This window comes from Synechococcales cyanobacterium T60_A2020_003 (genome assembly GCA_015272205.1).
GTDB lineage: Bacteria > Cyanobacteriota > Cyanobacteriia > RECH01 > RECH01 > JACYMB01.
In genome coordinates this window covers 1-4,693 of record JACYMB010000162.1, presented here as the reverse complement: position 1 = coordinate 4,693, position 4,693 = coordinate 1, and the positions used below count along the sequence as shown (strand labels likewise).

Below are 4,693 nucleotides of genomic sequence, written 5' to 3'. Positions count from 1 at the left end.
GGTACACCTCAATAGTGAAGTCAACGTGTCCGGGAGTGTCGATGATGTTGAACTGGTAACCTTTCCAGAAGCACGAGGTAGCAGCGGATTGAATGGTAATTCCACGCTCTTGCTCCTGTTCCATGAAGTCGGTGGTTGCCGCACCGTCATGAACCTCACCGATCTTGTGGATCTTACCGGTAAGCTTCAAAATCCGTTCTGTAGTGGTTGTTTTACCTGCATCAACGTGTGCAAAGATGCCGATGTTTCGATAACGCGTAAGGTCTTTCTTCATATTTGGTCTACTCAGTTTAGGTTCTACAAACCATTGGCAACCACCTTTTAGTGGTAAGTATAGGGGATAGGGCGTTGTCCTTAGCGCCAGCAAAAGCTGGGGTCAACTACGCAAGCCACGAGAACCCCATCAACGCCCGTGGTGACATTACCATTCATTAAGTAATTGTAAATGTTTTTGTCGGTAACAGCACAGGGTTTAGATGCTCAGCCTCTAAACCCCTCGGTACAGTGCTTGCGTAATATCGAAACGTTATACCAACAGGACTTACGCACTATGTGCGGCGTCCTGAGTCTTTTAGGCGATTTTGCGCAGGTTACACCCGCGCAAAATCGCCCAATTGCGTAAGTCCTAACCAAATACCAAGTTCCAGCCTTCCGTTTACAGATGGGGACGGAGGGGGTAATCTCCCTGATGGAATGTCCTCCATACCCCTAGTGTTGCGTCAACGCTAAAAATTAGGGTTTGTAGTGGGCACTTCAGCGCTAAAGTGCCCACTACGAGCCCAGGGTAACCCTAAAATTATGTTTTGACAAAGCACTAGGTCTGTAGTAGGATTTTTAAGGATTGCTCTGAAAATGGGGGGCACCCTGGGAGTGTCGCTGAGGAGATATGAACGATAGCCATCAGGATTGTGCCTCTGACTCCTTTACTTGCTGGCGAGATTTTTTTTTTGGTGAAGCTACACCCGCATATTCTTCTCTTCTATTTCCCAGTAGTAGAATAACCTGCAACCAACCCATTCAGAAGTGGCATTGCCTTGAATAGAAGCACAGATGTATACAGAAGCATCGCCCCATAAAAATCATGGAAAACAGCATAAACTCTCATCCTCACGAATCTCCAAAAACAGAAATTCTGAACAATTCTGCCGTATGGCGGAGAGTGGACGGATTGTCCGTACCTACAGCGGTGTTTTGCCCAAGCTTGAACGAACAGCAAGACACATCCTTAGATGCGAACACCTCGACGTCATTCCTGGCGAGGGACTTTCACCTTACCGAGCAGAACCCCACTACAGCCATCAAATCTGGATCTGGTATCGACTCGACCACACACCTGAACGATTAAATCTCCTGTTTCGTGGACAATTTGATTTTTCATCTTCAGAACAAGACTCCAATGCCCTAGCTGCCCGGGTAACAGATTATTTGGCAGATCTCCTGATCAACCATGATGAGCATCAGCATCAATTATTTCTCAACGAATCCAGTTGGGAATTTTGGACTCTGGCCATTGATCAGTTTGTATCTACGGAAAAAAGTTTACTTTGCCTCTTAGATATGATTAAAAACCAGCAGTCTCACTTAGATGATGGGTATCTTCAAATAAAAGCTATCAAACGCTTAACGCATAAGCTATCTTCAGACTTAGTCAGACTGTTATTTGCCAATATCTCAACGGCTCGTAAAATCTCTCGGAAGGATCAAACCCTTCTTATGGAGATGCTCTCTGATTCAGAACTCAATAAAGAACATCTAGATATAATCAATCAACTCTTCGATGGAATTAAGAAGGGCTGTATAAAAGTTGTCGATCATTGAGCAAATCTACCGACACTCCCTGGGACAGAGAACCTGGAGACAGGGTAATCGTTGCCTGCAGATCACACGGTTGGGCAGTTTATGGGCGTTGACATTAGTGGATCGGGTGGGATGGCAATGTCGAGTTAAATGCACCCGTCTAATCTTTGCGGAGGAACTTCGCTGTTGAAATTTGTTCCATAGAGGGTTCAACTGCGTAACTTCTGTAACAGAAGCCCGCAAGCTTGGTTGAGATGCGGGACAATAAGAGATGAGATTGCTTTAGACCCAACGTTCTAGATGGAATGGTTTTAACCCGGGGGATAAAGCTCATCTTCAATGCAGCTTAAGGGCAATAGGAGGTGGAATGGGATGAAAACCACACCGAATTTAGGCCGAAATCAAAAAGTGGGGATCACGCTTCTCTTAGCGCTTCTTTTGATACTGCTGTTGGCAGCGCCAGTGCTCTGAGAGGGGTGTAAGACTTAGGATTGCTGATGCGACGGATGGGCGGAAAAGGCCATCACGTCGCGAAGGGTGGAGGTGGGTATGCATGGCAACCGGATTTTGCGATCGCACTGAAGCGGGGCGTCGATTGGCAGAACAACTCCAGCACTATGGGGATCAGTCTGACGTTATTGTTCTCGCGTTGCCGCGTGGGGGAGTGCCGATCGGGTTTGAACTTGCCAAAGTGCTGCATGTGCCGTTGGATGTGTGCTTGGTGCGAAAGTTAGGTGTTCCGAATCATCGAGAACTGGCGATGGGGGCGATCGCCTCTAACGGTATCCGAGTACTGAATGAGGACGTTGTGCAAAGCCACCATGTCTCTAAGTTTGCGCTTCAAAAGGTGACGGTTGATGAACTGCATGAGTTAAAGCGGCGCGGTCGCGCGTATCGGGGCGATCGCCCATTTCCCGATTTAGACGGCAAAACGGTCATTCTGGTAGACGATGGGTTAGCCACGGGTGCCACCATGCGGGCGGCGATCGCCGTTGTCAAACAGCAACACCCAGCCAAGGTGATCGTGGCGGTTCCCCTTGCGCCTCCAGATACCTGCGATGCCTTGCGAGAGGAGGTCGATCAAGTCGTTTGTTTGGTAATGCCAGAACCTTTCTATAGTTTAGGAACCTGGTATGACCATTTTGATCAGCTATCCGATCTGGATGTACGGACGTTACTCGAAACGGCTCCAGCATTTTTGCCGTAGTGCGGTTTATGCCGATTCTCCCATCCGTAATCCTAATTTTGGGAATTGGTTTAGCATGGACAGCGTTTCTGGTATTAGACCTCTATGAAGAATTCTGCCTCCCAGGATCCAACGCCACCACCATCTTCAGAGAAGCCTGAATCATGGTGGCAGCGGGTTAAGCAATTTTTTAAGTCCCTCACATTTATCCAAGAGTTGGAAGCGGCGGTGGTGGGGGCATTGATTACGGGCTTTGCAACTTTGGCGATCGCCTTTGTGAATTTGGTGAATGGGTTAAATGCCCAACTGGATCGCCCCTTTCAAATTCAGGAATCCCTCACGAAAACGCAGATCACCGTAGAGGAGCATCGTCAAACCGTGCTGATGGATTACCTGAGTACGGTTACAGAACTGTTGGTCAAAGATAGTTCGGAGTCCAAAGAGAAATTTGGCATTCTGCGTGCCCTGACCCATGCGGTTTTACAGGACTTGGATGCTCCCCGAAAGCGCTATGTGATGATGGTGCTGTACGATGCCAATCTGATTCGGTTGAACGCGACCCCGTTGGATCGGAGCGTGGTGGATTCGTTTTTAGCCCGTGCCAATTTGGTAGGTGTTAATCTGCAAGGGCTGAATTTTCGGGACACGGATTTTCGCAAGACAGATTTGCGGGGTGCCAATTTCCAGGGGGTGGATCTCAGCGGCTCTAATTTGCAAGATGCAAACTTTAGTGGAACGGATTTGCGAGCCGCTGTTTTGGATGCCGTGATTTTAGAGGGAACGGATCTGACCAGCGCTTGCTACAACGGACGCACCCAATTTGACCCTAACTTTGATCCGATTGCGGCGGGGATGCAAAAAGTAGCGCTTACAGAACCTTGTACGCCGCAAATTCCGAATGCGGAGAATGGCTCCAACTCCACGCCCGACAAGCGACCTGTAATTCCACCCAGTTCTTAAGGTCGATTCTTCGGATAGGGGGGAAGCTGCAACGGAGGGCGATCGCTCACTGGCTCACCCCTATCTTGCCAGTCTTCCTCAATGGCCTCTAAATCCTCGTCATCGTAGCGATCGCCATAGCGATCCTCCCGATAGTAGGCATCATAGTCTTCGTCGTAGCCGTAATCGCCGCGATCGCGATAGGGGGGGCGATCGCGGTAGTCCGGGCGATCGCCATAGGTGTCCAACGCTTCACCCTCCCAAGATTCCAACTGTCGCCGCACATCTCGGAACGTATCCCGCCGTAGGTAAGGATAGTCACTCACCCACACATCGCAATCGGGAATGTACACATCGGAAAGTTGGGTGATGCGGCTGAGGTCAGGCCGATTCGACATCACGACCATTTCAGCGCGATCGCCCACCCGGATTGCTTGGTGAATGCGCTTGAGGGGAACCTGATGACGAGCGGTAAAGCCTGATTCGTCACCAATTTCAAGGTTTAAGCGTCGCTCCCGATCCTCAACGATGACTAACTCCCCTTGACGATTCACCGTTTCCGTTTGACCGACCACTTCCTCCGATACGAAAACATCCAAAACCTCGCCTCGCCAAAACCCGCCAAATCGATTTTTGCGACATTGAATGTTGCGGCGACTTGCCCAATACACCGGACTCCAAAACCAGTACATTAGGAACACAAGACCAATTACCAGCAGCACACTGCCAAATTTGTAGCTCAGCATCCACCAAACGGTTCCGGCAGCAGCC

At 49.4% G+C, this 4,693-nt stretch carries 5 protein-coding genes; 3 read left to right on the top strand and 2 right to left on the bottom strand.

The window, feature by feature from the left end; translation table 11 throughout:
• Positions 1–274, bottom strand: a 274-nt coding sequence (locus tag IGR76_08630; GenBank protein ID MBF2078571.1) for a GTP-binding protein, incomplete at its 3' end; no start/stop codon positions are given.
• Positions 275–1,050: 776 nt separating this feature from the next.
• Here IGR76_08630 and IGR76_08625 point away from each other — a divergent pair.
• The 3 genes from IGR76_08625 to IGR76_08615 all read left to right on the top strand — a co-directional run bounded on the left by IGR76_08625 (position 1,051) and on the right by IGR76_08615 (position 3,943).
• A complete protein-coding gene (locus IGR76_08625) occupies positions 1,051–1,818 on the top strand; it encodes a hypothetical protein (GenBank protein MBF2078570.1) in 768 nt (255 codons plus the stop codon).
• Between the two features lie 532 nt (positions 1,819–2,350).
• Positions 2,351–3,004: a phosphoribosyltransferase gene (locus IGR76_08620; GenBank protein ID MBF2078569.1), complete on the top strand. Its 654-nt coding sequence runs from the start codon at positions 2,351–2,353 to the stop codon at positions 3,002–3,004.
• 84 nt (positions 3,005–3,088) lie between these two features.
• Positions 3,089–3,943 (top strand): pentapeptide repeat-containing protein, encoded by an 855-nt coding sequence (locus IGR76_08615; GenBank protein ID MBF2078568.1) that lies wholly within the window; start codon positions 3,089–3,091, stop codon positions 3,941–3,943.
• Here IGR76_08615 and IGR76_08610 read toward each other — a convergent pair.
• Positions 3,940–4,693, bottom strand: a 754-nt coding sequence (locus tag IGR76_08610; GenBank protein MBF2078567.1) for a hypothetical protein, incomplete at its 5' end; no start/stop codon positions are given. The two genes, IGR76_08615 and IGR76_08610, sit on opposite strands and share 4 nt — an antisense overlap.

Excerpts from the sequence above, each read along its gene's own strand:
- IGR76_08625 (MBF2078570.1), top strand. The coding sequence starts at position 1,051 with ATGTATACAGAAGCATCGCCCCATAAAAATCATGGAAAACAGCATAAA.
- IGR76_08620 (MBF2078569.1), top strand. The coding sequence starts at position 2,351 with ATGGCAACCGGATTTTGCGATCGCACTGAAGCGGGGCGTCGATTGGCA.
- IGR76_08615 (MBF2078568.1), top strand. The coding sequence starts at position 3,089 with ATGAAGAATTCTGCCTCCCAGGATCCAACGCCACCACCATCTTCAGAG.